This window comes from Embleya sp. NPDC005575 (assembly GCF_040605455.1).
Lineage (GTDB): Bacteria > Actinomycetota > Actinomycetes > Streptomycetales > Streptomycetaceae > Embleya.
The window spans coordinates 20,656-44,180 of the sequence record NZ_JBEXCV010000015.1 but is presented as its reverse complement, the minus strand read 5'-3'; the positions used below and the strand labels follow the sequence as shown (position 1 = coordinate 44,180).

General features: G+C 69.4%; 21 protein-coding genes. 11 read left to right on the top strand and 10 right to left on the bottom strand.

All coding sequences use genetic code 11. The features are described 5' to 3' along the window. Nucleotides 1-132: 132 nt before the first annotated feature. Together ABZS54_RS07675 and arsB are read left to right on the top strand one after the other, a co-directional pair. Complete coding sequence (locus ABZS54_RS07675) at nucleotides 133-444, top strand: metalloregulator ArsR/SmtB family transcription factor (RefSeq protein ID WP_355532140.1); 312 nt, start codon at nucleotides 133-135, stop codon at nucleotides 442-444. After that, nucleotides 444-1,541, top strand: a complete 1,098-nt coding sequence (gene arsB / locus ABZS54_RS07670; protein WP_355532138.1) for an ACR3 family arsenite efflux transporter — start codon at nucleotides 444-446, stop codon at nucleotides 1,539-1,541. The genes ABZS54_RS07675 and arsB overlap by 1 nt, the downstream gene beginning before the upstream one ends. A gap of 84 nt (nucleotides 1,542-1,625) precedes the next feature. Here arsB and ABZS54_RS07665 read toward each other — a convergent pair whose 3' ends face one another. The 3 genes from ABZS54_RS07665 to ABZS54_RS07655 form a co-directional block, all read right to left on the bottom strand. Then, nucleotides 1,626-2,018, bottom strand: coding sequence for a DUF302 domain-containing protein (locus ABZS54_RS07665; protein WP_355532136.1), 393 nt, complete (start codon nucleotides 2,016-2,018; stop codon nucleotides 1,626-1,628). Nucleotides 2,019-2,201: 183 nt separating this feature from the next. Continuing rightward, nucleotides 2,202-2,417 carry a DUF1918 domain-containing protein gene (locus ABZS54_RS07660; protein WP_355532134.1) on the bottom strand — a complete coding sequence of 72 codons (216 nt, stop codon included), beginning with the start codon at nucleotides 2,415-2,417 and terminating at the stop codon, nucleotides 2,202-2,204. A gap of 458 nt (nucleotides 2,418-2,875) precedes the next feature. Next, complete coding sequence (locus ABZS54_RS07655; RefSeq protein ID WP_355532132.1) at nucleotides 2,876-3,577, bottom strand: substrate-binding domain-containing protein; 702 nt, start codon at nucleotides 3,575-3,577, stop codon at nucleotides 2,876-2,878. Nucleotides 3,578-3,651: 74 nt separating this feature from the next. Here ABZS54_RS07655 and ABZS54_RS07650 point away from each other — a divergent pair, with 74 nt between their 5' ends. The 7 genes from ABZS54_RS07650 to ABZS54_RS07620 all read left to right on the top strand — a co-directional run bounded on the left by ABZS54_RS07650 (nucleotide 3,652) and on the right by ABZS54_RS07620 (nucleotide 10,783). Continuing rightward, the gene (locus ABZS54_RS07650) at nucleotides 3,652-4,419 is read left to right on the top strand and encodes an IclR family transcriptional regulator (RefSeq protein ID WP_355532130.1); all 768 of its coding nucleotides are present in this window, start codon (nucleotides 3,652-3,654) and stop codon (nucleotides 4,417-4,419) included. 96 nt (nucleotides 4,420-4,515) lie between these two features. Further along, nucleotides 4,516-5,727: a 4-hydroxybenzoate 3-monooxygenase gene (locus tag ABZS54_RS07645; protein ID WP_355532128.1), complete on the top strand. Its 1,212-nt coding sequence runs from the start codon at nucleotides 4,516-4,518 to the stop codon at nucleotides 5,725-5,727. Between the two features lie 27 nt (nucleotides 5,728-5,754). Next, the gene (locus ABZS54_RS07640; protein WP_355532126.1) at nucleotides 5,755-6,780 is read left to right on the top strand and encodes an amidohydrolase family protein; all 1,026 of its coding nucleotides are present in this window, start codon (nucleotides 5,755-5,757) and stop codon (nucleotides 6,778-6,780) included. Nucleotides 6,781-6,797: 17 nt separating this feature from the next. Further along, entirely contained in the window at nucleotides 6,798-7,487 is a 690-nt protein-coding gene (gene ligK, locus ABZS54_RS07635; RefSeq protein WP_355532124.1) for a 4-carboxy-4-hydroxy-2-oxoadipate aldolase/oxaloacetate decarboxylase, read from the top strand. A gap of 2 nt (nucleotides 7,488-7,489) precedes the next feature. After that, entirely contained in the window at nucleotides 7,490-8,410 is a 921-nt protein-coding gene (locus ABZS54_RS07630; protein WP_355532122.1) for an amidohydrolase family protein, read from the top strand. Nucleotides 8,411-8,436: 26 nt separating this feature from the next. Further along, nucleotides 8,437-9,807: a protocatechuate 4,5-dioxygenase subunit alpha gene (ligA, locus tag ABZS54_RS07625; protein WP_355532120.1), complete on the top strand. Its 1,371-nt coding sequence runs from the start codon at nucleotides 8,437-8,439 to the stop codon at nucleotides 9,805-9,807. Nucleotide 9,808: 1 nt separating this feature from the next. Then, nucleotides 9,809-10,783 (top strand): Gfo/Idh/MocA family oxidoreductase, encoded by a 975-nt coding sequence (locus tag ABZS54_RS07620; protein ID WP_355532118.1) that lies wholly within the window; start codon nucleotides 9,809-9,811, stop codon nucleotides 10,781-10,783. 209 nt (nucleotides 10,784-10,992) lie between these two features. On the opposite strand, the gene thrS is transcribed toward ABZS54_RS07620, so the two are convergent. From thrS to ABZS54_RS07605, 3 genes are all read right to left on the bottom strand, one after another. Then, nucleotides 10,993-12,912, bottom strand: coding sequence for a threonine--tRNA ligase (gene thrS / locus ABZS54_RS07615; RefSeq protein ID WP_355532217.1), 1,920 nt, complete (start codon nucleotides 12,910-12,912; stop codon nucleotides 10,993-10,995). Nucleotides 12,913-13,115: 203 nt separating this feature from the next. After that, complete coding sequence (locus ABZS54_RS07610) at nucleotides 13,116-13,856, bottom strand: fumarylacetoacetate hydrolase family protein (RefSeq protein WP_355532116.1); 741 nt, start codon at nucleotides 13,854-13,856, stop codon at nucleotides 13,116-13,118. A 138-nt stretch (nucleotides 13,857-13,994) separates the two neighbouring features. Next, entirely contained in the window at nucleotides 13,995-15,815 is a 1,821-nt protein-coding gene (locus ABZS54_RS07605) for a glycoside hydrolase family 15 protein (RefSeq protein WP_355532115.1), read from the bottom strand. A 250-nt stretch (nucleotides 15,816-16,065) separates the two neighbouring features. Between ABZS54_RS07605 and ABZS54_RS07600 the strand changes: the two genes are divergently transcribed. Together ABZS54_RS07600 and ABZS54_RS07595 are read left to right on the top strand one after the other, a co-directional pair. Continuing rightward, nucleotides 16,066-16,914, top strand: coding sequence for a DUF389 domain-containing protein (locus ABZS54_RS07600; protein ID WP_355532113.1), 849 nt, complete (start codon nucleotides 16,066-16,068; stop codon nucleotides 16,912-16,914). 237 nt (nucleotides 16,915-17,151) lie between these two features. Continuing rightward, on the top strand, nucleotides 17,152-17,664 hold the full coding sequence (locus tag ABZS54_RS07595; protein ID WP_355532111.1) for a hypothetical protein: 513 nt from the start codon (nucleotides 17,152-17,154) through the stop codon (nucleotides 17,662-17,664). Between the two features lie 145 nt (nucleotides 17,665-17,809). Here ABZS54_RS07595 and ABZS54_RS07590 read toward each other — a convergent pair whose 3' ends face one another. The 4 genes from ABZS54_RS07590 to ABZS54_RS07575 all read right to left on the bottom strand — a co-directional run bounded on the left by ABZS54_RS07590 (nucleotide 17,810) and on the right by ABZS54_RS07575 (nucleotide 23,485). Continuing rightward, nucleotides 17,810-18,652 carry a DUF4097 family beta strand repeat-containing protein gene (locus ABZS54_RS07590; RefSeq protein ID WP_355532109.1) on the bottom strand — a complete coding sequence of 281 codons (843 nt, stop codon included), beginning with the start codon at nucleotides 18,650-18,652 and terminating at the stop codon, nucleotides 17,810-17,812. A 72-nt stretch (nucleotides 18,653-18,724) separates the two neighbouring features. Beyond that, a complete protein-coding gene (locus tag ABZS54_RS07585) occupies nucleotides 18,725-19,207 on the bottom strand; it encodes a hypothetical protein (protein ID WP_355532107.1) in 483 nt (160 codons plus the stop codon). Between the two features lie 153 nt (nucleotides 19,208-19,360). Then, on the bottom strand, nucleotides 19,361-20,119 hold the full coding sequence (locus tag ABZS54_RS07580; RefSeq protein ID WP_355532105.1) for an alpha/beta fold hydrolase: 759 nt from the start codon (nucleotides 20,117-20,119) through the stop codon (nucleotides 19,361-19,363). Between the two features lie 126 nt (nucleotides 20,120-20,245). Then, entirely contained in the window at nucleotides 20,246-23,485 is a 3,240-nt protein-coding gene (locus ABZS54_RS07575; RefSeq protein ID WP_355532103.1) for an amino acid adenylation domain-containing protein, read from the bottom strand. Nucleotides 23,486-23,525 lie beyond the last annotated feature (40 nt).

Below are 23,525 nucleotides of genomic sequence, written 5' to 3'. Positions count from 1 at the left end.
CCGCACCGTGGCCGCGCGGGAGACCCCTGCCAGACGCCCTTCCCCGCCGGTCGACACGACGGCAGGAGACATGTCCGGCTCCTCGGATCGGAGGTTCGCTTTTCGCTCCCTGGGCACGTAACGTATCAGTCCATGGTGATGTCAGTCGATGCTGATCTGTTGAAGGTACTCGCGGACCCGCTGCGTCTGCGCATCGTCACGCTGCTCGCGAGCGAGGCGCTGTGTGCCAGTCACCTCGTCGAGGAGACGGGCGCCAAGCAGACCAACCTGTCCAACCACCTCAAGGTGCTGCGCGAGGCCGGGATGGTGGACACCGAACCGTGCGGGCGCTTCGTCTACTACCGCCTCAGGCCCGATGCGCTCGACACCGTCGCCACCGCCCTGGGGGATCTCGCGGCCAATGCCCGCGACACCGTCGTGCACAACCGGAAGAGGCCCTGCTGATGAACGCCACCGACAGCCGGTCCGCCTCGGCGGACGGCTCCGCCGTGATCGCCGGCAGGCTCTCCACCCTCGACCGGTTCCTGCCGGTGTGGATCGGCCTGGCGATGGCAATCGGCATCGGGTTGGGCAAGCTGATCCCGGGCCTGGACGACGCGTTGTCCAGGGTCGAGATCGGCGGCATCTCGCTGCCGATCGCGCTCGGCCTGCTGCTGATGATGTACCCCGTGTTGGCCAAGGTCCGCTACGACCGCCTCGACACCATCACCGGCGACAAGCGGCTGATGGCCTCCTCATTGGTGATCAACTGGATCATCGGCCCGGCGATCATGTTCGCGCTCGCCTGGATCTTCCTCTCCGACCTTCCGGAGTATCGGACCGGCCTGATCATCGTCGGCCTCGCGCGCTGCATCGCGATGGTCATCATCTGGAACGATCTCGCGTGCGGCGACCGCGAGGCCGCCGCCGTCCTGGTCGCGCTCAACTCGGTCTTCCAGGTCGTCATGTTCGGCGTGCTGGGCTGGTTCTACCTCGACCTGCTCCCCGGATGGCTCGGGTTGGGCGACGGCGAACACCTGGACGTCTCCTTCCGGAAGATCGCCCTCAACGTGATCGTCTTCCTCGGCATCCCCCTGCTGGCCGGGTTCCTGACCCGCCGCCAGGGCGAGAAGGCCAAGGGACGCGACTGGTACGAAACCGGGTTCCTCCCCAAAATCGGCCCGGTCGCCCTCTACGGCCTGCTGTTCACGATCGTGATCCTGTTCGCGTTGCAGGGCGACACCATCACGGGCGAGCCCGGCGACGTCGCGCGGATCGCCCTGCCGCTGCTGGTCTACTTCGCCGTGATGTGGTTCGGCTCGTACGCCCTCGGGCGCGGCATCGGCCTGCCCTACGACCGCACCGCCACCCTCGCGTTCACCGCCGCCGGCAACAACTTCGAACTCGCCATCGCGGTCGCCATCGGCACCTTCGGCGTCACCAGCGGCCAGGCCCTCGCGGGCGTCGTCGGCCCGCTGATCGAGGTACCCGTGCTCGTGGCCCTGGTCTACGTGTCGCTGGCGCTCATGCGCCGACACACATGCGAGGCCTCCTCCGCGTGACCCGCCGAGTGGCGGCCCGGTGCTTGCCACGTCCGTGCCGCCAACGATCCACCCCGGAAGGAAGCCCGCCATCCGGTCACCGGATTACCGGGTAAGTGCGTCCAGGGCAGCGTCCAGGCGGGCGGTGGCTTCCTCGGCGACGGGCCTCATGGTGTCGAGGCTGGTGAGGGTGACCATGGTGTTGGGATCCAGGGCCTGAACCAGGGTGTGGTCGCCGTCGCGACGGACCACGACGTTGCAGGGCAGGAGCAGACCGACGCTGCGGTCGGCCTCCAATGCCTGGTGGGCGAGCGGCGGGTTGCACGCGCCCAGGATCAGGTAGTCCTCCATGTCATGGCCGAGCTTGGCCTTCAAGGTGGCCTTGACGTCGATCTCGGTCAGAATGCCGAAGCCCTGGTCGGCCAACGCTCGGCGAACCGCGTCGACGGCGGCGTCGAAGTCCGTGGTGGCGAGGCGGGCGGTGCGGTCGTAGGACACGGTGCGCTGCTCCTTCGGCGGGGCGGGGGATTCCTGTCGCCGGCGCCCTTGATGTCGATGCCGGCCTCGGCGGTGAGGCCGAACTCCCAACCTGCGGTGGCCGATGGGCCGCCGGCTCGCCGAATGAGCCGACGGCGCCGTAGAACTCGACGGGGTGTCGGCAAGGGCTCGTCGGAGCCTACGTCAGCGACGTGTCACGGACCGGAGCAAGGCCTCGGGCTTCTCGACGTGTGTTTCGGGGCCGGGAAAGAACAGTGACTCGTGGTCGTCTTCGGTCCAGCGCACCAGATAGGGCGGAGTGCCGTCCGCGTGATTCACCCGGAGCACCAAGCCGAGACGCCTGGCTTCGCCCACGTGCGGAGATTCGACCACCACCCAATCGCCTACCTGTGCCTTCATGATGCCGCTCCCTTCCGTCCCCCGAGTCCACGGCGGTGGCAGGGCTCCCGCTGTCCGCCAACTCTCGGCCCTCGGTCTCGTCGAGACGCTGAGCAAACGCGCCCGTGCGGGCTTCGATGAACGCGACCACCCCGGCACCACCGCAGGACTTTCGCCGACTGGGCGCTCACGCTTACCGGCCGAGTCCGACTCCTTCTCCTAGGCCTACCCGTTTCTGCCTTCGCCGTGCGCGAAAGAGCAACGCGGCGACAACCACCGCCCCGGCGGTGAGCGCGTACACCTGTGTCCGGGCGCCCGCGGACCGGCGGGCACGGTGAGACTGGCGCTGAACAGATCGCGAACCGCTCCGACGTCGGCAAGCTCGTCCTCACAGCCGCCTGAGGCCCGCCCGCCGGGCACCGACCGCACGCCGCCGGGCCGGCACCGGGGCGTTGTCGTGTTCTCGGCGGCTGCTGCGGTCAGTCCTGCGTGCCGACGGCCCGCATACCCTTGGCGCGGGCGATTTCCGACGCTGCGTCGGAGCCGAGGACGTCGAGGACTTCGCGGGCGCGGTGTGGCTCGCTCGAACATGCCAGTACCGCGCCGCTGAATGTCGAGCTGATGGCGGTGTCGCCGGGCAGCGGGCCGATGACGACCACGCCTGGCACGTCCATCAGTTCGCTGTGCTGTTGAAGCGCCAGGTCGGCTTCGCCGGACGCGAGGAGGCTGCCGACGGGTACTCCCGGCGGGGCTTGCACAAGCCGGTCCCGGAGCGTGTCGGCGAGCCGCAGTCGGGTGATCAGGTCGATGAGGGCCGTACCGCTGGGACCGGTGGAGTAGGCGATGCGCCCGGCGGCCAGGAGGGCGGCTTGCAGGTCGGACGCCGAGCCGAAGGCCGGAACCGGTGACCCGGCCGGCACTGCGGCGACGACCTGGGACGTCCAAAGCGGGCGGACCGTGCCGCCGAGGAGGTGCCCTTCGCTTTCCAGCTCGGCCAGTGCGTCGTCGGCAAGCACGAGCACGTCGGCATCGGTGCCTTCGCGTACCCGGCGCGCGATCTCGACCCCTCCGGCGGATTCGAAGCGCACCGGCACCCCGTGCACGACTCGGATGTCCTCGGCCAACTCGGCCAGAATCAGCCGCGTCGCCATCGAGGACAGCCCACAGATCTGTCCGTCCACATCGCCTCCTTGCGTCGGCCCGATGGTAGAGCGCGCATCAGGGCTGCTCAACGCCGGTCTGCCAGACTGACGAGGTGAGCACACCCCAGAGCACCGCGGCTGGAAAGGTCCTCAGAGTCCTGTCGGTTTTCGACCGCGAGCACCAGACCCACACGCTGTCGGAGATCGCTCAGCGCACGGGCCTGCCCTTGAGCACCACGCACCGTGTGGTCGCGGAACTGGCGGGGTGGGGTGCGATCGAGCGCGGGGAGGACGGGTCGTGGCATGTCGGGCTGCGGCTGTGGGAGATCGCCTCGGGCTGCCCCCGCACCCAGATTCTGCGCGATGTGGCGCTGCCGTTCATGCAGGACCTCTACGAGGTGACGCACGAGAACATCCAGCTCGCGGTGCGCGAAGGCACCGAGCTGGTCTTCGTCGAGCGGATCGCCGGGCACCGCTCGGTGGAACTGCTGACGACGGTCGGGACGCGGTTCCCCATCGGCTCCACCGGGATGGGCCGCGTGCTGTTGGCGCACGCGACCCGGGACATCCAGGAGGCGGTCCTCGATTCGCCGCTCCCGGTGTGGACCCGGCACACGGTCACCGACCCGGACACGTTGCGGGCACAGTTGGAGCACATCCGCCGCGAGCAGGTCTTCGTCAGTGACCGGCAGCTCTCGGAAACCACGGTCGCGGTGGCCGCGCCGGTGCGGGTCGGTCGCACCGGGCCGGTGAGCGCCGCGTTGGGGATCGTCATCGCCGCGCGTGACGCAAGCCGTGCGCGCGGGCTGCGCGAGCCGATCCTGCGGGCCGCCTTCGGCATTTCGGAGGAGCTCGGCAGGCGGGCCCGCACGACTGGCTGACCGTACTTCCGCCTGACGGAAACACTGCTGACCGGGGACGGTCCCGCCTGCCAGCGTTCGGGGTGCTTACAACGTTCGCAGCCCCCGGGAGATGCCATGGCCGATGCCACCGTCGACACCGTCACGACGGTTCCGGTAGCCATCGTCGGAGCCGGTCCGGCCGGTTTGATGTTGGCGCACCGTCTCGGGCGTGCGGGGGTCGAGACGATCGCGCTCGACACACGCACCCGGCGCGAGATCGAGACCACGCAGCGGGCCGGCATCCTCGAAGCCGATGTCGCCCGGGACCTGGTCGAGACCGGCGTGTCCGACCGGATCCTGCGCGACGGCTGTGAGCACGAGGGCGTCGAGCTCCGGTTCGGCGGCCGGGCGCACCGCATCGACTTCAAGGATCTGGTGGGCGAGTCGGTGTGGCTCTACCCACAGACCGACGTGTTCGTCGACCTGGCCGACGCGCGGGAGCGCGACGGGGGCACGGTCCATTTCGGCATCAGGGACACCGAGGTCCTCGACATCACCACCGGCAGCCCCCGGGTCCGCTACACCGCGCCCGACGGGACCCGCCACGAGATCCGAGCGCGGTACGTGGTCGGTGCGGACGGGTCACGCAGCATGTGCCGCGGCCTGGTGCCCGAGGACCGGCGGGTGCGCTTCACCAAGGAGTACCCGTTCGCCTGGTTCGGCATCCTCACCGAGGCGCCGATGAGCGCGCCCGAGCTGATCTACGCCCACTCCGAGCACGGATTCGCGTTGATCAGCCAACGCAGCGAGACCGTGCAGCGGATGTACTTCCAGTGCGACCCGGACGAGTCCGTCGACGCGTGGCCGGACGACCGCGTCTGGGAGACGTTCCAGGCCCGGGTGGCCGGCGAGGACGGCTTCCGGCTCCGGGAGGGGCCGATCTTCGAGAAGACCGTGCTGAAGTTCCGCTCGTTCGTTCAGGAGCCGATGCGCTGGGGCTCGATGGTCCTCGCCGGCGATGCCGCGCACACCGTGCCGCCGACCGGTGCCCGTGGGCTCAACCTCGCGCTGCATGACGTGAAGGTGCTGGCCGAGGTCCTGGTGCGGGCTCTCGGCAGCGACGGCGACGCCGCGTTGGGCGACTACCAGCCGCGCGCCCTGCAGCGGGTGTGGCGGGCCCAGAACTTCTCGTACTGGATCACCCAGCTTCTCCACACCGCGCCGGGCAGCGAGCCGTTCGACCTGCAGCGCCAACTCGGGGAACTGGACAACGTGGTGGGTACGCGGGCCGGCCGCACCTACCTCGCCGAGCAGTACACCGGCTGGCCGAGCCGCGCCCGGGCCTGACGTGCGCCGATCTCCAGGAGACAACACATGATCATCGACTGCCACGGGCACTTCACCACCGCACCGCCGCAGCTGGCCGAGTGGCGGGACCGGCAGGTGGCGGCGGTCGGCGACCCACACAACGCGCCCGACCCCGACGACTTGGTCATCACCGACGACGACCTGCGCCAGGCGGTCGAGACCAACCAGCTGCGGCTCATGGACGAGCGCGGCAGCGACCTGACGATCTTCTCGCCGCGGGCCAGCTTCATGGCGCACCACATCGGCGACTTCGAGGTGTCCTCGGTCTGGGCGCGGATCTGCAACGACCTGGTCCACCGCGTGAGTACCCTGTACCCCGACCGGTTCGCGACGGGAGCGATGCTGCCGCAGTCGCCGGGCGTCGATCCCGCGACGTGCCTGCCCGAGCTGCGCCGGGCGGTCGAGGAACTCGGCGCGGTGACGGTCAACCTCAACCCCGACCCGTCGGGCGGCAAGTGGACCGCTCCGCCGCTGACCGACCGCAGCTGGTATCCGCTCTACGAGGCGATGGCCGAGTACGACATCCCCGCGATGATCCACGTGAGCACGTCGTGCAACCCGGCGTTCCACACCACCGGCGCCCATTACCTCAACGCCGACACCACGGCGTTCATGCAGCTGATCCAGGGCGACCTGTTCGCGGACTTCCCCACACTGCGGTTCGTGATCCCGCACGGCGGCGGCGCGGTGCCCTACCACTGGGGCCGGTTCCGCGGCCTTGCGATGGCGCTGGGCAGGCCGGACCCGCAGACCCTGCTGGACAACGTCTTCTTCGACACCTGCGTCTACCACCAGCCCGGCATCGATCTGCTCACCCGGGTGGTCCCCGGCCGGTCGGTGCTCTTCGCCAGCGAAATGATCGGCGCGGTCCGCGACATCGACCCGGACACCGGCCACCACTTCGACGACACGAAGCGGTACGTCGAGGCCACCCCGAACCTCTCCGATGAGGAGCGGGCCGCCGTCTACTCCGGCAACGCCCTGCGCGTCTACCCCCGACTCGCCGCCCGCCTCGCCGCGGCCGGCCGCTGATTTCAGGAGAAGAACACATGCAGCACACCGAGATCGGCGTCGTCCACACGGCGACCGTCCGCGCCGACCCCGAGGCGGTCGCCGCGCTGTCGGCGTTCGGCGTGGCGACGATCCACGAGGCCATGGGCCGAGTGGGGTTGATGCGCCCCTACATGCGCGGGGTCTACCCGAAGGCCCGCCTGTGCGGCACCGCGGTGACCGTGCTGCTGCAGCCCGGCGACAACTGGATGCTGCACGTCGCCGCCGAGCAGATCCGCGAGGGCGACGTCGTGGTCGCGGCGTGCACGACCGAGAGCGAGGACGGCTTCTTCGGTGAGCTGCTCGCCACCTCGTTCCGCGCCCGGGGAGCCAAGGGCCTGGTCATCGACGGCGGGGTGCGTGACGTGGCCGACCTGGAGGACATGGACTTCCCGGTCTTCTCGCGCGCGGTCAACGCCAAGGGCACCGTCAAGGCCACGCTCGGCTCGGTCAACGTGCCGGTGGTCTGCGCCAACGCCCTGGTCCGGCCCGGCGACGTCGTCGTGGCGGACATCGACGGCGTCGTCGTGGTGCCGCGCGAGCGCGCCGCCGAGATCGCCGAGGCGTCGGCCAAGCGCGAGGCCGACGAGGAGGCCAAGCGCGCGCGGTTCCGCGCGGGCGAACTCGGCCTGGACATGTACGACATGCGCGGCCCGCTGGCCGAGCTCGGCCTGCGCTACCAGGACTGACCGTGACGGAGATCTTCGAGAAGACCCCCGGCTGGCTGGACTGGTACGCCGGTCCCGACCGGCCGCGGTACCAGCTACCCGAGGGCGCCGTCGACGCGCACTGCCACGTCTTCGGCCCGGGAGCGGAGTTCCCGTACGCGCCCGAACGCAAGTACACCCCCTGCGATGCCTCCAAGAAGCAGCTCTTCGCGCTGCGCGACCACTTGGGCTTCACTCGCAACGTCGTGGTCCAGGCGACCTGCCACGGCGCCGACAACAGCGCGATGGTCGACGCGCTGCGGGCGTCGGGGGGCCTGGCCCGGGGTGTCGCGACGGTGCGGCCCGGGGTGTCGGACGCGCAGCTGCGGGAGCTGCACGAGGCCGGCGTCCGCGGCGTGCGGTTCAACTTCGTCAAGCGGCTGGTCGACGCGGCACCGCGGCAGGATCTGTGGGACGTCGTCGAGCGGATCCAGCCGTACGGCTGGCACGTCGTCATCTATTTCGAGGCGGCGGACCTCGCCGACCTGCGCGATTTCTTTCTCGGGATCCCGGTGCCGCTGGTCATCGATCACATGGGCCGGCCCGACGTGGCCGAGGACCCGCGCGGCCCGGAGTTCGAGGCGTTCTTGGACTTCATGCGGGCGAGGCCCGACATCTGGTGCAAGGTCACCTGCCCGGAGCGGCTTTCGGTGAGCGGGCCCCCGGCCCTCGACGGGGAGCAAAACGCCTACCGCGACGTCGTCCCGTTCGCCCGGCGCGTGGTCGAGGAGTTTCCCGACCGGGTGTTGTGGGGCACCGACTGGCCGCACCCGAACCTCACCGGCCACATGCCCGACGACGGCCTGCTGGTCGACTTCATCCCGCATATCGCGGCGACGCCGGAGCTGCGGCACAAGCTCCTCGTCGCCAACCCGATGCGCCTGTACTGGCCGGACGCGGAGTGACCCCGACAGACGATAGGAACCCGACGATGTCGCTGGACAAGACCTACAAGCTGGTTCCGGGGACCACCATCTTCGACGCGGAGCAGTCCGCCAAGGGCTATCACCTCAACCAGTTCTGCATGTCGCTGATGAAGTCGGAGAACCGCGCGCGATTCCTCGCCGACGAGCGCGGTTACCTCGACGAGTGGCCGCTGCGGGAGGAGCAGAAGCAGGCGCTGCTCGGCCGCGACCTCAACGCCGCGATACGTGAGGGCGGCAACATCTATTTCCTCGCCAAGTGGGGCGCGGCGCTGGGGTTGTCGTTCCAGCAGATGGCCGGCTCGATGACCGGCATGACCGAGGAGCAGTACCGCGACATGATGGTCGGCGGCGGGCGCTCGGTCGAGGGCAACCGCCTCGACCACGCCGTCCTCGACGCCGCGTACGCCGACCCGGCGTCGCCGGCCGAACACGCGACGATCACCGGCGCGGTCTTCACCTCACACGTGCCGGCGATCGGTGCGGCGTGGGACCACGCCAGGACCGACGAGCCCTACTGGCGGCCGGTCTTCGAGGGTTACGAGTTCGCCAAGCAGTGGGAGCGGGAGAACGTCCCCGACGTGGTCTTCCTGGTCTACAACGACCACGCCACCGCGTTCGACGCGTCGATCATCCCGACCTTCGTGCTCGGCACCGGTGCGGCCTACCCCACCGCCGACGAGGGCTACGGGCCCCGTCCGGTTCCGGGCATCGAAGGCGACCCCGACCTGGCCGCACACATCGCGCATTCGCTCATCAGGGACGACTTCGACCTCACCCTCGTGAACGAGATGGTCGTCGACCACGGCCTGACCGTCCCGCTGTCGCTGATGTTCGGGGACGTCGAGAAGTGGCCGTGCAAGGTGATCCCCTTCCACGTCAACGTCGTGCAATACCCGGTCCCCTCGGGCGCCCGGTGCTTCCGGCTCGGCCAGGCGCTGCGTAAGGCGATCGAGTCCTACGACAAGCCGTTGAACGTCCAGGTCTGGGGTACCGGCGGCATGAGCCACCAGCTCCAGGGCCCCCGCGCCGGCCTCATCAACCGCGAGTGGGACAACGCCTTCCTCGACCGGCTGATCGAGAACCCCGCCGACCTGGCGCAGGTGCCGCACCTGGAGTACGTCCAGGAGGCGGGCTCGGAAGGCATCGAGCTGATCATGTGGCTGATCGCCCGCGGGGCGATGAGCGACGTCGACGGCTCCGGAGAGGTCGAGGTCAAGCACCGCTTTTACCATGTGCCGGCGTCCAACACCGCCGTCGGGCACCTGATCCTCGAAAACCACAGCCTCGAAAACCACAGCCTTGAAAACCACAGCCTCGAAAACCACAGCCTCGACGAGAACCACCCGCGGGCCCAGGCGCCCGCCGCGAAGGAGTGACATGACCGACGACCAGACCGTCCGGATCGCCCTTGTCGGGGGCGGCGCCTTCGGCGCCAAGCACGCGGCCGCCCTCAAGCGGATCAAGGGCGTCGAGGTGGCCGCCGTCGCGAGCAGCAGCCTCGAAAGCGCCCGAACGTTCGCCGCGGAGCAGGGCGTGGGCCGCGGCGTCGCGGGCCTGGACGAGGTGCTGGCGATGGACGACGTCGACGCCGTCATCCTGGCCACCCCCACGCAGATGCACGCCGCGCAGACGATCGCCTGCCTGGAGGCGGGCAAGCACGTCCAGGTCGAGATCCCGTTGGCCGACTCGCTCGCCGACGCCGAGGCGTGCCTGGCGGCGCAGGAACGCACCGGACTCGTCGCCATGGTCGGGCACACACGGCGCTTCAACCCCAGCCACCAGTGGGTGCGGCAGCGGATCCGGGCCGGCGAGTACAACCTCCAGCAGCTGGACGTGCAGACCTACTTCTTCCGCCGCGAGAACCTCAACGCGCTGGGCCGGCCGCGGTCCTGGACCGACCACCTGCTGTGGCACCACGCCGCGCACACCGTCGACCTGTTCGCGTACCAGGCCGGGTCGCCGATCGTGCAGGCCAACGTCATCCAGGGGCCGATCCATCCCGAGCTCCGCATCGCGATGGACATGTCGATCCAGCTGCGCGCGGAGAGCGGCGCGATCTGCACCCTGTCGCTGTCGTTCAACAACGACGGTCCGCTCGGCACGTTCTTCCGCTACATCGGCGACACCGGCACCTACCTCGCGCGGTACGACGACCTGGTCACCGGCAAGGACGAGCCGATCGACGTGAGCGCGGTCGATGTGTCGATGGACGGCATCGAGCTGCAGGACCGTGAGTTCGTCGCCGCGATCCGCGAGGGCCGCGAGCCGAACTCGTCCATCGCCCAGGTCATGCCCTGCTACCGGACACTTGCGGCCCTCGAAGAGCAGCTTGTCGCTGCCTCGAAGTCGTGACCACAGCACCCGCCGCGGGCCTCGGCCGCGCTCCCCGCCGGATCGGTCCGTTCGAGAGGTCCCGGCGGTCGGCCTGGGCTGCATGAACGTCAGCCACGCCTATGGCGTCCCCCGACCCCGGGGGACGCCGAGCGCCTGCTGCGCGACCCGCGGGTGCCGATCGAGGACAGTGTCGGGGCGATGGCCGAGCTCGTCGAGTCCGGATGAAGTCAGTCGCGGCGCAGGTGGCCGGCGCCGTCCAGACTCTTGGTCTTCACCAGATCGGTCACGTGAACGAGGAAGTCGTCCAGCGGCATGGGGACTTCCCTGCCCGAACGGTCTCGGACGGTCACCGTGCGCTGTTCCGCCTCACGCCTGCCCACCACGACGATCAGCGGGATCTTGCGGGTGATCGCGGAGCGAACCTTGGCGTTCAGGCGGCCGTCGCTGTTGTCCACATCGGCCCGGATATCCGCGTCCAGCAGAAGATCGCGGATCTCCGTCGCGTAATCCAGCAGCTCGTCCACGAGCGGGATGACGCGCACCTGCTCCGGCGCGAGCCACACCGGGAACGCGCCCGCGAAGTGCTCGGTCAGGTAGGCCGCGAACCGCTCGTGCGAACCCAACGGGGCGCGGTGGATGACGACGACGGGCTTCTCGGTCCCGTCCGAGTCGTGGTAGGTCAGCCCGAACCGCTGCGGCGTGTACAGGTCGACCTGGTTGGTGGAGGCAGCGAACTCCTTGCCTGTCACGGCACGGATCATGAAGTCGACCTTGGGGCCGTAGTGTGCCGCGCCACCGAGGTCGATCTTGTACGGGATGTCGGACTCCTCCATGGCCTCACGGGTGATCCGCTCGGCCGTCTCCCACATCGGCTCGTCGTCGTGGTACTTGTCCTTGTTCGCCGGATCGCGCAGGGCGAGCACCATGTAGAAGTCGGTGATGCCCAGTGTCCGGTAGTAATCCGCGTGCATTCGCATGACCTCGAGGAACTGGTCCTTGGCCTGCTCGTACGTGCAGTAGATGTGCGCGTCGTTCTGGGTGAAGGCCCTGGTGCGCATGATGCCGTGCAACTGGCCGCTGCGCTCGAAGCGGTACACCGTGCCGTACTCGGCGATCTTGTACGGCAGGTCGCGGTAGCTGTGCGGCCGAGCCTTGTAGACCATGTGGTGGTGCGGGCAGTTCATCGGCTTGAGGTAGTACTTCTCGCCGTCGATGTCGATCGGCGCATACAGGTCCTCGGCGTAGTACGGCAGGTGCCCGGACAGGTAGTACAGGTCCTCTTGCGTGATGTGCGGAGTCACCACCCTCTGGTAACCCAGCTTCCGTTCGGTATGGCGCGCCCAGCCCTCCAACTCGTCGCGGATGACCGTGCCGTTGGGCAGCCACAGCGGCAGCCCGCGGCCGATCTCCTTGCTGAACGCGAACAGATCCATGTCCTCGCCGATGCGGCGGTGGTCGCGCTTGGCGGCCTCCTCCAGCATCTTCAGGTGCGCCTTCAGCGCGTCCCTGGTCGGCCACGCGGTGCCGTAGATCCGCTGGAGCTGTGGGTTCTTCTCGCTGCCGCGCCAGTAGGCCGCCGCGCTGCGCATCACCTTGAACGCCGGGATCAGCCTGGTCGACGGCAGGTGCGGGCCGCGACACAGGTCGGACCAGCACACCTCGCCGGTCTTGGCGTCGACATTGTCGTAGATCGTGAGCTGACCGCCGCTGACCTCCATGACCTCGTCGGTGTCGATGTCACCTTTCAGGTCGATGAGTTCGAGCTTGTAGGGCTCGGCCGCGAGCTCTGCCTTGGCGGCTTCGAGTGACGGGAACACCCGGCGCTGAAAGCGCTGGCCGGTTTTGATGATCTCCTGCATGCGCTGCTCGATCCGCTCCAGATCCTCCGGCTGGAACGGGCGTGCGACGTCGAAGTCGTAGTAGAAGCCGTTCTCGATCGGCGGGCCGATACCGAGCCTGGCCTCCGCCCACAGATCCTGCACAGCCTGCGCCAGCACGTGCGCGGTGGAGTGGCGTAGTACGTTCAGACCGTCCGGGCTGGACAACGCGACCGCCGCGACTTCGACATCACCGTCCGGCAGCCAGTCCAGGTCGCGCAGCACACCGTCCTGGTCGCGCACCGCGACAATCGCGTTCGGGCCCGCCATCGGCAACTTGACGGCGGCCACCGCATCGGCGCACGTCGTCCCGGCGGGGACCACGACGATGCGATCGGTCTCGCCGACAGGCAGGGATGCAGGCACAGAAACTCTCCTCAGGGATCAACAGCAGCGCGAAATCTCACCGGCGGTATCAGTTTAATCACTCCAGTTACGGCGGTGTTCGCGATCACCGCGTACAGCAGGGCAGTTCACGGGGTGCTCGGGTGCGTGCGGACCGGGTTGACGAGTGAGCCGATACCGTCGATCTGCACGCTGACGACGTCACCGGGGTGCAGGGCGCCGGCGCCGGCCGGGGTCCCGGTGAGGATCACGTCGCCGGGCAGCAACGTCATCAGCCGACTGCACCGCGCCACCACCGCGGGCACGTCCCTGATCAGTTCCTTGGTCGAGCCGTCCTGACGCAGTTCGCCGTTGACCACGGTGCGAACGGCGACGTCCGAGGTGTCCAAGTCGCTTCGGATCCACGGTCCCAGCGGGCAGAACGTGTCGAAGCTCTTGGCCTTGGTCCAGTGCCCGCCCGGTTCGCCGATATCCCATGCGGTGACGTCGTTGGCGCACGTGTAGCCGAACACGACGCGGTCCGCCTCCGCCTCGGACACGTCGCGGCAGCGCCGTCCGATCACCACGGCCGGTTCGCCCTCGAAACGGACCTCGGCCGACTCGGCGGGCAGCAGTACAGGGCTGCCGGGGCCGACCACGGCGGTGGACGGCTTCAGGTTGATCACGAGGTCGGGCGTCGCGGTTGCCGGGTCGCCGTAGTTGCGCCCGACCACCAGCACCTTGCTCGGCGACACCGGCGCGAGCAGGCGAGCCTGCTCCAACGGCACGGTCGCACCGGTGAGCTGGAACTCGCCAACGGATCGCCGGTCGTGTGTGGTCGGGCGGACGCCTCCGCCGGCGGGCTGCCGGTCACAGGATCGCGATGGCATTGACGGGTGAGCCGGTCGCCTCCGGAAGTCGCAGTGGCGCGACCACGCGAACTCGGCCGGGCTCTGCCTCGGACTCCGGCTGCGGTGCGGTCGAGGGTCATGCCCGCCCGGTACGCCCGTGGACATCGTCGCGCCTCCTCAGTCGCGCTGCCGGTCGAGGGCCTGGTCCAGGGTGCAGGCGGCCGTGATGAGTGAGAGGTGGGTGAACGCCTGGGGGAAGTTGCCCAGTTGCTCGCCGCTGGGGCCGACCTCCTCGGCGAAGAGGCCGACGTGGTTGGCGTAGGTGAGCATCTTCTCGAACGTGTACCGCGCGGGCCGCATGCGTTCGGCCCGCGCCAGCGCGTCGACGTAGAGGAAGGTGCAGAGGCTGAACGTGCCCTCCGAACCGCGCAGGCCGTCCGGGGAGGCGGCCGGGTCGTACCGGTAGACCAGGCTGTCGGAGACCAGTGTGCGATCCATCGCGTCCAACGTGGACAACCAGGTCGGGTCCCTGGGCGCGACGAATCCGACCCGGGGCATCAGCAACAGCGAAGCGTCCAGGACGTCCTGCCCGCCGTAGTGCTGGACGTACGCCTGCTTCGACTCGCTCCAACCGCGGGCCATGACCTGTTCGAGGATGGTGTCGCGGGCCCTGGTCCAGCGGTCGGTGTCGGCGGGTCGGCGGAACTGGGAGGCCAGGCGAAGGCCGCGGTCGAAGGCCGCCCAGCACATCACCCGGCTGTAGGTGAAGTCCTTGCGCCCACCGCGGGTTTCCCAGATGCCCTCGTCGGGTCGGTCCCAGGCGTCGGCCAGCCAGTCCAGGGTGCGCGCCATGACCTTCCAGCCGCGGTAGCCGGCCTGGGCGGCGATCTCGCGCCCCTCCGACAGGGCGTAGAGGGCCTCGCCGTAGATGTCCAGCTGCAACTGGTCGGAAGCCGCGTTGCCGAGCCGCACCGGCGCGGAGCCGCGGTAGCCCTCGAGGTGGTCGAGGATCTCTTCCGTCACCAACGGCTCACCGTCGACCCGGTACATGATCTTGAGCGGCTCCCCGTCCTGCCCCATCGCCTCGCGGAGCCGGTCGCCGAGCCAGTGCACGAAGTCCGTCGCCTCCTCGACGAAGCCGAGGTCGAGCAGGGCCCGGACGGAGAGCGAGCCGTCGCGCACCCAGGTGTAGCGATAGTCCCAGTTGCGCTCGCCGCCGACCTGCTCGGGCAGGCCCATCGTGGCCGCGGCCACCGGTGCTCCGGTGGGAGCGTAGGTGAGCAGCTTGAGGGTGATGGCGGAACGGTTGACCGTGTCGGTCCAGCGGCCGCGGTAGTTGGAGGCGTGCACCCATTGCTGCCAGAAGTCGGCGGCCGCCCACAGTTCCTCGGTGACTCCGGCGACCGTGGGCGGCGGCGGAGCCCCGCCGTCGCCGTCACAGATGGTGAAGACGACCGCCGCCTCCTGGCCGACGTTCAAGGTGATCGAACCCCTCAGATCGTCGTCGTCCCGCTCCAGCGGAAAGCTGCTCTGGAGATAGGCGGTGACGCCCGGGGCCCGGAACACGGCACCGTCCGGTCCCACGTCGAGCTGGTGGGCGGCCCGGCCGTAGTCGAACCGCGGCCGACACTCCAGGTCGAACCGCACCGTGCCGCGCACCGTGCGGGCGGTGCGCATCAGGGTGTGTCGGTCGCTGGGCGTACGGCTGCGGTTCGGCGGCATCCAGTCGATCACCTCGCCGACACCGTCCGGGGACATGAACCTGGTCACCAGGATCGCGGTGTCGGGGTAGTACAGCTGCTTGCAGGTCTGCTCGGCGTCACCCGGGCCCAGTCGGAAGAAGCCGCCCCGATCGTGGTCGAGCAGGGCCGCGAAAACGCTGGGGGAGTCGAACCTGGGCGCCGCGAACCAGTCGACGACGCCCTGTGAGGAAACCAGCGCGGCGGTCTGCAGGTCGCCGATCAGGCCGTGTTCCGCAATGGGGGGGTAGCGGTCCATGAGCGTCCCAATCTCAGACGGGTTCCCCCCGACCCACTATCCGACAGGCGCCGAGGTCTCGCCTTTCGGCGCCGCAGCCGCGGTCGGTGGGCATCTCCTGGCGGTGCGAGCCCCGATTGCCGAATCGCGCGCATGCGGTGTTGGCTGGAGACAACCACCCGACGAACCCGCTCCCTGCGAGTCCGGCCCGCGCCGGGCGGAGTGCGTCGAGCGGAGTGCGTCGGGGTGTCCGAAATCCCGGAGGTTCAGGATGGACGTGATCCATGTCCGTGCCGTGAGCCCGCCCGACCTCACCGATGAGGTCGTCGCCCTGCTCGCCGATGATCCGTGCGTCCTGAACCTGATCGTCCAGACCGGGGCCGCGCGCAACCCGGACGGAGACGCCATCGCGTGCGACGTGCTCACGGGGGCGGCGAACGACCTCGTGCGCGGCTTTCGCGCGCTGCGGCTCGACCGCCGGGGTTCCATCGTCATCGAACCGGTGGACATGGCCTTCTCGGGCCGGGCCGCCGACGCCGGAACGCGGGGTCTGGGGCCACCGGCCCATACGCCCGTCTGGGAGCAGGTCGAGGCGCGGATCCGTGCCGAGGGGACGTACGCGCCGAGCTTCTACCTCTATCTGGTCATCGCGGGGCTGATCGGATCGGTCGGGATCGTCACGAACTCGCAGATCCTGATCGTCGCGGCCATGGTCGTCGGCCCCGAGTACGGGGCGATGCGGCCGGTCTCCGACCTCATCGACGCACCCGACTTCTTCTCGGTCGCCGTCGCGACATTGGCCGGCATCGTCGGCGTCGTCTCGCTCACCGAGGCAAAGCCAAGCGCACTCCTCGGCGTATTCATCTCGGTCACCACGATCCCGGCGGCCGCCGATGTCGGTGTCTCCGTCGCGTTCGGCAGCTGGAGCGAGGCCCGGGGGTCGCTCGTGCAACTGCTGCTCAACATCGTGGTGCTGATCGTGGTGGGCACCGCCACGCTCCGCTGCCAGCGAGCGATCTGGCGGAGGGTCGGCCTGCGGCGGAGGGTCGGCCTGCGGCGCAGGGGATCCGGCCGACGGCCGTGGCCACGACGCGTGGGGCCGCGTGGGGCCGCCGAATGACGCGCGTTCGAGGAAACCGGGCGCCTGGACACAGGCCGCAGGTTTATTTTGGCGCCATGGCGATCGCCTATGGCGCCACGCCACTCGAATTCAGCTGCGTCCGGCGGCCCGATGAAATACGAATAGCTATCGCCTGCTGATCGAAACGCTACGCATTCGCCTGGACAATGGGGTCGCGGATAAACGTTGGGCCGGAGCCGGCGCCACGCGGCGCAATCAGTGTGCCATGATAATTCCATGGAACTACGGGAGTACGTCGAGGCGCTGCGCGACGAGCTGGTGACAGCCTCCGCAGCAGGGGACACCGAGACCCGCGCGGTCGCCGAGCGACTCGTCGCCCCGCTGGAGTCGGCTGTCCGGCTCACGTTGCTCAAGGTTTTGTCCGCCGCGGCCGACGAGATCACCCGGGACCTGGCACCCGGCTCGGTGGACCTGCGCCTGCGGGGCATGGAGCCCAGTTTCGTGGTGACTCCGCCCTCGGGCGGCGACGGCCCCGCCGAGGACGCCACGGATGAGACCGATGACGCGGCGAGCGAGTGGTTGGCCGGCGGACCCGGTGGTGCCCGCGGCGGCGCCACGGCCCGGATCAACTTCCGGCCTCCGCAGGAGATGAAGGACGAGATCGAGAAGGCGGCGTCCAGGCAGGGCATCTCGGTCAACACGTGGATGGTCCGAGCCTCCGCCGCGGCGCTGACCAGCAGCAGGCGAGCCCATCGCGGCAAGCAGCAGTTCAACGGCTGGGTGCAATAGCCGTCGCGACCGAGCACGACGAGGGCCCGGGCTGCGACGCACCCGAGGCGACGCCGCCCGGGCCTTCGGCCCGGGGAAACGGGCCGGCCGACCCCCGCCGGGCGTCTCGTCGTGCCCGTCGCCCCCACCGGAAGTGCGCTGTTCGTCAGGCGCGGTGGATCGTGATGTCTCCGTAGGAGGACTGCGCCCGCACCTCGACCGATTCCTCGAACGTCTCGGAGGCAGGCTCCAGCGCGTTGTCCACGCGCCCGAATCCGGTGTTCAGATCCAGCTTCGCCGGGCGATCCGCGCCGATGCCGACCTCCAGGTCGCCGCACGCGGTCCTGAGCACGACCGCGCCGCGAATCACTTCCCCGACGCGGATGCTGCCGTTGGAGGTTTTGCCATCGGTCTTGAGGCCCAAGGCGTGGTCGACGGAGATGTCGCCGTTGGCGGCGCGGACATGGACGTCGCCGGTGACCCTGCCGATCTCGGTGTGGCCGTTGGAGTTCTTGACCTTGACCGAACCGTCGATCTCTCCGATCCGGATCCGCCCGATGGAGGTGTGCACCTCGGCGTCGCCGTCGACTCGGCCCACGGTGATGTGCCCTGCCGTGCGCAGGCGCAACGAACCGACCCGGTCGAGTTCGACGTTCGCGGTGGATGTCTTGAACGTGCACTCCCCCAGCCGGCCGGAGCAGCGCAGATCCGCCAATGCCGCTTCGCCGCGCACATGCGAGCCGACCGGCAGCGCGATCGACACCTCCACCGACCGACGGGCCTTGCGGGAGAAGTCCATCATCAAGGGCCTCGGGGCCTTGATCACCAGTACGCCGTCGGCGTATTCGACGCTCGTCTGCTCGGCGGCCTTCACGTCCGAGGCGTCGGTCTCGTCGGTCGGCCGCACCTCGACGACGGTGTCGGTCCGGTCCTCGGCGGTGATCTGCACCTCGCCGACATAGATGTCGAGCGTGACCGAGATCGGCTCGGGAGTCTCGAAAACAGGCATGGCTGTCCCTTCTCGTCATGTCCGACGGGCGTCCCCCGACGGCGGGACGAGTGCGATATCGGTCTGGTTGGTTCAGCGTACCCAGGCGGTGTAGCGCTGCCGGCCGCGTCTGCCGCGCCGATCGGCGCCGGGAGCGCGGTCGTGCCGCACCGCGGCAAAGAGCACCTGCTCCAACCACGCGTCCGGCGAACGCCCTTCGCGGCCGGCGGCTTGCTCGATGGACGCCTTCAGGTGCCGGGAGACGGGCACGCTGATCCGCGCCGTGGCACCTTCCTCGGCGTTCGGTGGGCCGCTGCCCGCCGCGGTCTCGGGCGACCCCTGCGGCGACGGTGGCGTCACGACGAAATGCGGTTCGCCTCCCCGCAGATGCAGTTCGACGGAGCCTGGGGCAAGGTCGCGGTTGATCTCGTCCGCGGCGACCGCGAGCACGTCGAACAACGTGCGTCGAATCACCGACTCCAGGCGGGCCGCCGGCACAGCGGCGTCGGCGTCGTCGGTCCGAGCGAGCACGGCGAACTCGCGACCGAGCTTGTCCACGAACAGGCTCACATTCATGACGCCACTATGGCGCATATATTGCGCCACATCAAGTTCTCGTGACCCGAATGGCGCCATCGAAGCGGCGTCGCCGTGACGTGAGCGGCGGGCGCCGACGTCAGGCCGCGCCGGAGCCGGACCGGCAACGGAGGACGCGGTTTGTGGCATGCGTCATGAGGCGGCCTTCGTACGGTATTCGAGGTGGCCCAACGCGTCCCTCATGTCCGCCAACAGCGCCTCCTCCTCGGCTCTGAGGTAGAAGTGCCCACCGGGCAGCACCCGGAGCCGGAAGGCGGCGTTCGTCATGTCCGCCCAGCCGCGCATCTGTTCCGGGGTCACTTCGGGATCGCTGTCACCGGTATAGCCGTACACCGGGCAGTCGAGCGGAGGCCGGGAGCCACCGGGATAGTCGTCCACCAACCGGTAGTCCGCGCGGAACGCGGGGAGCAGGATCTCCCGCAGGCCGGGGTCCGCGAAGACCGGGGCACGGGTGGCGTCGAAGCGCACGACATCCGCGATGATCTCCTCGTCCGTGCCGAAGAACTGTCGCTGACCGGCCAACGCATGCGGCGGACGCCTGCCGGACACGCACAACGCGGCCGGCGCACACCCCCGTTCGCGAAGGCGCAACGCCACCTCGTGCGCCACCGAGGCCCCCATGCTGTGGCCGAACAACACCAGCCGATACCGCGTCAGCTCGCCGAGCGCATCGGTGATGTCGTCCGCAAGGGCTTCCAGTCCGGAGGGGAACGGATCGCCGAGCCGGTCCTCGCGGCCCGGGTACCGGACCGCGAGCACGCCGATGTCCGAAGGCAGTCCCAGAGGCCAGGTCCGGTACGCGTTCGACCAGCCGCCGGCATGGGGGAAGCAGATGATCTTCGTCCCGCACTCGTCGTCGTCACGGAAGCGGCGCAGCCATCGCTCTTCCACCGGGCTCCTCATTCGAAATCCCTTTTCCGCACGCCGCGGACATGTCGTGATCGGCACGATCGGCGAAGAACGATATACCTGGGTGAACCCCGTCCCACCGGGATTTCGTCGCGACCCGGCCGACGCTCAGAGGGCTTCGCCGTCCCTTGTCCTCCTGCGCAGAGCCGGCCTGCTCGATCGGGCGAGGTTGCCCCGCATGTCCGACAAACCGATGATGGTGCGCGCCGCGAACAACTTGCGGATGGATACCTCGAGGTTCAACTCCGCTCGGATCAGGCCGACCAGCCTGATCGCCCGCAGCGAGTTCCCACCGAGGTCGAAGAAGTCCTCGTCGATGCCCACCACCCGGTCCAGTTCGAGCACATCGGCGAACGCCTCGGCCAGAACCCGTTCGGTGCGGTCGCGCGGTGCTCGGTACGACCCCTCGTCGAACTCGGGCTCCGGCAGCGACGCCCGGTCCACCCTCCCGCCCGCGGTCACCGGCAGGCGTTCCAGCACCACGAACACCGACGGCACCAGGAACTCCGGCAACCGCCCCGCGGCGAACCGGCGCAGTTCCTCACCCGAGACGTCGTCCCGGTCGCCCACCGGGACCACATAGGCCACCAGCCGCTGCTGCCCGGATTCGTCCTCCCGGACCGCCACCACCGACTGGGCCAGCCCGGGGTGCTCGGACAGCGCCTCTTCGGCCTCGGCCGGCTCGATCCGGACACCGTGTACCTCGGCTCGGACATCGGCCCGGCCCACGTATTCCAGCCGGCCGTCGGCCCCCCACCGCACCCGGTCCCCGGTCCGGTACATGAGCCCGCCGGCCGGACCGAACGGGCAGGGCACGAACCGCTCGGCGGTCTGCCCGGGTCGCCCGAGGTAGCCACGCGCCACGCCGGGCCCGGCCACGTACAACTCGCCGACCACGCCGACGGGGACCGGCGCCGATCCCGGCCCCAACACGTAGAGGGCGGTGTCGTCCATCGGGCGGCCGAGCGTGCCCGCGTGCCGCGTCGGTTCGTCCGCCGCCAGGCGGTGGCATGCGGCGAACACGGTCGTTTCCACCGGACCGTGACCGTTGACGATCGTCAGCTCGGGGCATGCCTCCCGGATCCGTCGCAGCGCCGCCTCGGACACGCGGTCACCACCGGTCCACACCTCGCGCAACCCGGCCAAGCGCTCGGGGCATTCGGCCGCGATCGCCGAGAACAGGCCCGCGGACAACCACATCGCGGAGATCTCGTTCGCCGCTCGCAACTCGGCGAGCGCATCGATGGCCGGCTTCCCCGGGGGAGCCACCACCACCCGGCCGCCGTTCAGCAAAGGCACCCACAATTCGAGCGGGAGCGCGTCGAAGGTGTGCGGCGAATGCCACAGCATGGCGCCGTGGCCGCCTTCCCGCCAGTGGCGATCCATGACGAACCGCTGCATGTTCCGGTGCGTCACCGCGACTCCCGTGGCCGCACCGGTCGATCCGGAACCGTACATCACAGCCAACAGGTTGTCCGGACGCGAAGGGGCCGGCACCTCCCGCACACCGTTGCCGTCGTCGTCGACGGTGTGCGAACGGATTTCGTCGAACACGATCGCCGGCACATCCAGGTCGGCGGAGAGTGTTTCGGCTGTCGCCGCTTCGGTGAGCAGTACGCACGCCGAGGAATCGTGTACCACCGACCTGATCCGCTCCGCCGGGAACGTCGGGTCGATCGGCAGGTAGGCTCCGCCCGCCTTCACCACCCCCAGCAGGGCGACGGCCAGGTCCACCGAGCGAGGCATGGCCACCGCCACGACCGCCTCCGGTGCGACGTGTCGGCGTCGCAGCGCCTGGGCCAGGCGGCTCGACCGCTCATCCAGTTCCCGGTACGAAACCGCCGAGTCCCCGGACACCACCGCGACGGCATCGGGAGCCAGCTCCACTTGACGGGCGAACAGTTCCGGAACCGTCAGCCCGGGCATCGGCGCATCCGTGTTGTTCGGTGCCGTCGACACCCGGTCCCGCTCGGCACCGCTCACCACGTCCAGCGCACCGACCGGCAGCTCCGGATCGGCCGTCACGGCACGGATGTGGGCGATCAGCTCCGCGCCGATGAAGCGCAGCTCCGCGCCGGAGTACAGGCCCGCGGGGGCGTCGAGCCGGACGTACAGGTCGCTGTCGGCGCTCCCGTCGGTGTAGACCCCGATCGACAACTCGTCGAAGGCCCCGGTCGTCCCGCCGAGGTAGGACGCCGGGCTGTCGGCGAAGTGGAGTTGCTCCGCGAACTCGACGACGTTGACGACGGCACCGAAACTGCCGCGACCGCTCAGGACGGTTCCGCTCGCGCGCTGGATGTCCGAGTAGTGGCAGGTGGTTTGTCCGAAGATCTCATACGTCTCGTCCACCACCGCGTCGGCGACCTCGGTGAAGGTCGCACCGAGCGGAATCCGCACCCGCACCGGCACCACGTTCACCGCCAGACCGGGCGTCCTGCTCGCCGCCCCGACCCGATTGGCCACGGCCAGCGAGACAAGGAACTCCGGGCGATCGCAGCGGTGCCGGAAGAACACCGCCGCGGCCGCGGTCAGCATCGACGACATCCACACACCCATGGACTTCGCGGTCTCGGTCCACGCGTCCGCCTCCGCGCGCGGAACCGTCAGCGTTCGGCTCACCATGCCGATGGAGTCGGCCAACTGCCCCCAGCGGTCCACGCCGCCCATCGGCTCGGAGAGCGCGGACCGCGTCGCGTCGGACATCGCGACGCGCGGAACCTGCGCGGGCGCGGGCGCGTTCGCCAGGTAGTCGCGCCAGAACTCCGTGTCCTCGGCGAACTTCTCGGAGGCCGCGTACCGGGCCGCCTCGGTGGCGAACGACTCGGCATCCCACGGGTGCGGCAACTCCGCTACCTCCGACCCTCGCACCAGGGCCGTGTACACCTCGGCGAGGCGGCGCGAGAGCAGGCCGCCCGCGCCGTACCCGTCCGAGATGAGGTGGTGGTAGGCGATCACCACGAGCGAGCGGGCCGCCGCGAGTTTGACCACACCCAGTCGAAACAGCAGATCCCGCTCCAGGTCGAAGGGCTGCTTCACCAGGTCGGCCAGCGCTTCGCGCGCCGCCTGCTCGGGATCGGCCTCGGCGCTGAGGTCCAGGAAGAACGGCCGCCAGTCCCCCAGTTCCCGAGGCACCAGCCGCAGCCCGCTGCCGTCGTCGACGAAATTGACGCGCAGCACTTCCGCCTCGTCCAGCACGTGCCGAAACGCGGATTCCAGGACCGCCGTGTCCAGGTCACCGTCCACATCCCACATGGACAGCGCATGGTTCAGCGTGTCGGGAGACATTTTCTGCGCCAGCCACAATCCTTTATGCGCCGACGACGCACCGAACGAACGCACAGGAAACATCCCCTCAGCAAACAGGCCCGGGAACCTGAGGAATTCGCGG

Excerpts from the sequence above, each read along its gene's own strand:
- ABZS54_RS07675 (WP_355532140.1), top strand. The coding sequence starts at position 133 with ATGGTGATGTCAGTCGATGCTGATCTGTTGAAGGTACTCGCGGACCCG.
- arsB (WP_355532138.1), top strand. The coding sequence starts at position 444 with ATGAACGCCACCGACAGCCGGTCCGCCTCGGCGGACGGCTCCGCCGTG.
- ABZS54_RS07660 (WP_355532134.1), bottom strand. The coding sequence starts at position 2,417 with ATGAAGGCACAGGTAGGCGATTGGGTGGTGGTCGAATCTCCGCACGTG.
- ABZS54_RS07645 (WP_355532128.1), top strand. The coding sequence starts at position 4,516 with ATGGCCGATGCCACCGTCGACACCGTCACGACGGTTCCGGTAGCCATC.
- ABZS54_RS07640 (WP_355532126.1), top strand. The coding sequence starts at position 5,755 with ATGATCATCGACTGCCACGGGCACTTCACCACCGCACCGCCGCAGCTG.
- ligK (WP_355532124.1), top strand. The coding sequence starts at position 6,798 with ATGCAGCACACCGAGATCGGCGTCGTCCACACGGCGACCGTCCGCGCC.
- ligA (WP_355532120.1), top strand. The coding sequence starts at position 8,437 with ATGTCGCTGGACAAGACCTACAAGCTGGTTCCGGGGACCACCATCTTC.
- ABZS54_RS07620 (WP_355532118.1), top strand. The coding sequence starts at position 9,809 with ATGACCGACGACCAGACCGTCCGGATCGCCCTTGTCGGGGGCGGCGCC.
- thrS (WP_355532217.1), bottom strand. The coding sequence starts at position 12,912 with ATGGCGGGCCCGAACGCGATTGTCGCGGTGCGCGACCAGGACGGTGTG.
- ABZS54_RS07610 (WP_355532116.1), bottom strand. The coding sequence starts at position 13,856 with ATGCCATCGCGATCCTGTGACCGGCAGCCCGCCGGCGGAGGCGTCCGC.
- ABZS54_RS07605 (WP_355532115.1), bottom strand. The coding sequence starts at position 15,815 with ATGGACCGCTACCCCCCCATTGCGGAACACGGCCTGATCGGCGACCTG.
- ABZS54_RS07600 (WP_355532113.1), top strand. The coding sequence starts at position 16,066 with ATGGACGTGATCCATGTCCGTGCCGTGAGCCCGCCCGACCTCACCGAT.
- ABZS54_RS07595 (WP_355532111.1), top strand. The coding sequence starts at position 17,152 with ATGGAACTACGGGAGTACGTCGAGGCGCTGCGCGACGAGCTGGTGACA.
- ABZS54_RS07590 (WP_355532109.1), bottom strand. The coding sequence starts at position 18,652 with ATGCCTGTTTTCGAGACTCCCGAGCCGATCTCGGTCACGCTCGACATC.
- ABZS54_RS07585 (WP_355532107.1), bottom strand. The coding sequence starts at position 19,207 with ATGAATGTGAGCCTGTTCGTGGACAAGCTCGGTCGCGAGTTCGCCGTG.
- ABZS54_RS07575 (WP_355532103.1), bottom strand. The coding sequence starts at position 23,485 with ATGTTTCCTGTGCGTTCGTTCGGTGCGTCGTCGGCGCATAAAGGATTG.